Below are 3,251 nucleotides of genomic sequence, written 5' to 3'. Positions count from 1 at the left end.
CAAACTTAAGCAGGAAAGAGAAATTATTCGACTTAAGAAGGAACACATAAAGGCGATAGAAAAACACAGAAAAACCCAAGATGAATTAATAGCTATAGGAAATAAACTTTCCCGATTGCAATCAAAATAATAAAACAATAAACAAGTTTTAATTACAGCGCCTTTTGCTGGGGATTCTCTTTGCCCTAAAACAGGAAATAGAAAATGAAAGAACAATTTGAAATAAGAATCACAGTAGAAAAGAACGAAGAAGGTAATTTAACTCTGCACACTAAAGGCGGACCTGTAGATAGCAGAAACCCTTCGGTTTATTTTGCTGCTTTATATGTAGCTTTTCAAAAACAGATATTACCAACATTAGAATCCAAGCTTGAGCTAGCAGATGAAATTGCAGATCTATTTAAACGCACTACTGAATGCTCATGTGATGAGGATGATTAATTATGGAAAATACAAGTTTATTAGCCAGAAGAAGAAAGTCATTCGTTAATGCTTTCTTTGAGCATTTAAGAAAAAAAGGTAAGACATCCTCATTTAAGCGAAAAATTAGCGGTATCGAATATCAAATCGATTTAGATGATAAGGTGTTTACTCAGGCGTTAATTACTCTTTATGAAAATAAAGTATGTAAATCAGCAGAAATGAACGAGCAACAGATTATTAATTCTTACGCTGAGTATTTTAATAATTACGGAAACCTCACGCCAGCAGGCAAAGAGTTTATTAGCTTCATTACAGAACTAATCGCTAAACAATTACACCAGAAGGACTTAGGTAATGACAAAACGAAGAAGTAAAAACCGGCAGGGATTTGATGGAATAACAATTCCTCAGTTATTCCGATTAAAAGAGAACTCAATAACAGAATACGCAAATTCAAAAAAAATTTATCGCCCCTTATTCGATAGGCGACGAAGTATTAATACCACTCAATCGGGCAATGAGACGTCACGCAAAGAAAAAAGGGATCAAATTGGAAGAGGTGAACAATGACTAAGAAAAACGAATTAATCCCAGTATCCGCCAAAGAGCTACAGATTGTCGAATATCGCGGTCAGCGTGTTGTGACTACTGATCAGTTAGCGGTGGGATATGGGGCTACTGAAAAAATGATTACCAATAATTTCAGCAGAAATAAGGAAAGGTTTGTTGATGGTAAACATTATTTTTGGGTTGAAGGTGATGAATTACAGTCACTTAAGAACTGCCCCTCTTTAAGAGGTTCAGTTAACAAGCATGCAAGAAACCTGATTCTATGGACAGAACGCGGCGCAGCGAATCACTCCAAGATGCTGGAAACCGATCAGGCGTGGAACTATTTCGACGACCTGACCGAGTTCTACTTCACCCGTCGCGACAGCATCACAACAGAAGCGGAGCTGTTAAGCAATCCCGCGAAGTTACGTTCAATGCTGTCTGTCTATGCCGAGAACGTCGAGCGCCTTGTGGGTGAGAATAAAACCCTGAATGCAACGGTGGGTAGTCTGGAAAAGCACTTTACCAAAGGTATGACCCTGCCCGCCTTCTGCAAAGGCCTGAACGGAGTAAATACCACAAAAATCATGTGGTGGGCTATGGAGCGGAACTGGCTCTACAACGAGCAGAAAGACCCGGAGAAAAAACCGCGCTGGCGTGTCGCTTCTTATGCTCGTGATCGCTATCTCACCGAAGATGAAAACGAGATCAAACCTCACGGACAAGACCCTTTTATCACCCGCACCGCCGTGTTACTGGAAAAAGGCTGCCATCGCCTCTATGCCATGTACATGAAAGGCGAGCTTCCCATGAAGAAGAGCTGGAACGGCGAATATCAACACGACAAAGCGGTTTATACGCCGGAGGGCAAATAATGAGCAAACATCACACCAATCCAGCAGGGATATTCATGAACGCAACAAGGCGACACATTAAAACCACATTTGATTACAGCAAGTATGGCGTCATTGTCATCACTGAGGCAGCGAACAGCGAAATCATGAGTTATGAGAAGGCGTTGGAGTCGTTGGATGCGGGTCAATATGACAATGATTTATTGCTGGGCTTTGAATTGGTACTGACTCTCTCTCACGGCTGGAAAGCGGGCTTTTATGAGCCAACCAATGAACAACGGTTGATGTTGTGGCGGTGGATTGTGTCAGCCTCATTTGTGCAAGAGCAAATAGACAGAAACGGCACGCGTGAAATTGATAATGGCAAGGGGGGCACTGATACCGCGGCTATTTACGTTAATGGGAAGGCGGCAATCACGATATACCCATTAGCAGAGCGCATGATGTTGGTAACCCATGTTGAGGGGATCGCGTTTGAGCAGTTCGGTAGCGAAGAAGGCGCGGATATGGCGGTAAGAATGTACATGGACTTTATCAATGTGCAGCCAGAGAAAGGTAACCGGCTATCTGAGAAAGGGCGCGAGGGGCTTTCTATCTTGCACGATGAATTAATCAAATCAGTAGAGGCTGGCGAGTTTAACACTATGCCGGTTATTCATTAACAGGAGTTTCACATGATCATTGATTCCGATTTGTTACGTGCCGCATTGGTCTGTGTGGCCAAAGAAGAAAGAGCAGAAAAGCACCCCCAGATATCGGGGGTACATATCACCCGAAAACATCTTGAGGCAACCAATGGGCATGTGCTGGTGCGCATGGAGCTCACAGAGGATAGCGGTACTTTCTTTGATGATAATGATGCTGCTGACATCGACCTGATTATCCGGTTCTGTGGGGATATTCCAGAAAAAGCCTGCTTCACCGACATTTTGTTAGGGGACGAACCAAAGGCTTTTCATTTAGGGGAAGACAATAAGGTCTTTAGCTTCACCCGTCTGGAGATAATCGATAGACGCTTCCCGGATTTAGGCAAAACCATCCCGACAGAGAAACAAAATGTGATCCCATGCTTCCTGGCTGAATATCTGGCTTATCCCTCTCAGATGTTTAAGGAATCAGGGGCGGTATTAATGGAGCCATCCGGCATGGAAGCACCCTGCCGATTCCGGTTCTGTTCTTTTACGAACAGAATTTACGGCAACCCTGTTTTTGTGGTTCTACCGGTTCACAAAAACATCTTCGAATTTGCCGAGCAGAAGGTAAGAGAACTGGAGGCTGACCGTGACAGATAAGCATCGCCAGATGGCAGACATTGATGATGTACTTGTTAAGGCCACATTCCACATTGACGACGGCAGGGATCACACGCAGCGGATTATCCACCGCATGAGACGTAACCAACATATTCATGAGGGCATCTGC

General features: G+C 43.5%; 5 protein-coding genes. All 5 read left to right on the top strand.

The window, feature by feature from the left end; all coding sequences use genetic code 11:
• Window positions 1-204 precede the first annotated feature (204 nt).
• The 5 genes from Xhom_RS19590 (at window position 205) to Xhom_RS27915 (ending at window position 3,121) form a co-directional block, all read left to right on the top strand.
• A complete protein-coding gene (locus Xhom_RS19590) occupies window positions 205-441 on the top strand; it encodes a hypothetical protein (protein ID WP_069316155.1) in 237 nt (78 codons plus the stop codon).
• 2 nt (window positions 442-443) lie between these two features.
• Window positions 444-797: a hypothetical protein gene (locus tag Xhom_RS19585; protein ID WP_069316156.1), complete on the top strand. Its 354-nt coding sequence runs from the start codon at window positions 444-446 to the stop codon at window positions 795-797.
• Between the two features lie 192 nt (window positions 798-989).
• Complete coding sequence (locus Xhom_RS19580; protein ID WP_069316157.1) at window positions 990-1,850, top strand: ORF6N domain-containing protein; 861 nt, start codon at window positions 990-992, stop codon at window positions 1,848-1,850.
• A complete protein-coding gene (locus tag Xhom_RS19575; RefSeq protein ID WP_084023073.1) occupies window positions 1,850-2,491 on the top strand; it encodes a hypothetical protein in 642 nt (213 codons plus the stop codon). Before Xhom_RS19580 ends, Xhom_RS19575 begins: the two co-directional genes overlap by 1 nt.
• 12 nt (window positions 2,492-2,503) lie before the next feature.
• Window positions 2,504-3,121 carry a beta clamp domain-containing protein gene (locus tag Xhom_RS27915; RefSeq protein WP_069316158.1) on the top strand — a complete coding sequence of 206 codons (618 nt, stop codon included), beginning with the start codon at window positions 2,504-2,506 and terminating at the stop codon, window positions 3,119-3,121.
• Window positions 3,122-3,251 lie beyond the last annotated feature (130 nt).

Origin of the sequence: Xenorhabdus hominickii, from assembly GCF_002632725.1 — a bacterium.
Classification (GTDB): Bacteria; Pseudomonadota; Gammaproteobacteria; order Enterobacterales; family Enterobacteriaceae; genus Xenorhabdus; species Xenorhabdus hominickii.
This window is presented reverse-complemented; position numbering and strand designations above follow the sequence as displayed.

What these genes read in the sequence shown, in the direction of transcription:
- Xhom_RS19590 (WP_069316155.1), top strand. Translation starts at nt 205, where the DNA reads ATGAAAGAACAATTTGAAATAAGAATCACAGTAGAAAAGAACGAAGAA.
- Xhom_RS19585 (WP_069316156.1), top strand. Translation starts at nt 444, where the DNA reads ATGGAAAATACAAGTTTATTAGCCAGAAGAAGAAAGTCATTCGTTAAT.
- Xhom_RS19580 (WP_069316157.1), top strand. Translation starts at nt 990, where the DNA reads ATGACTAAGAAAAACGAATTAATCCCAGTATCCGCCAAAGAGCTACAG.
- Xhom_RS19575 (WP_084023073.1), top strand. Translation starts at nt 1,850, where the DNA reads ATGAGCAAACATCACACCAATCCAGCAGGGATATTCATGAACGCAACA.
- Xhom_RS27915 (WP_069316158.1), top strand. Translation starts at nt 2,504, where the DNA reads ATGATCATTGATTCCGATTTGTTACGTGCCGCATTGGTCTGTGTGGCC.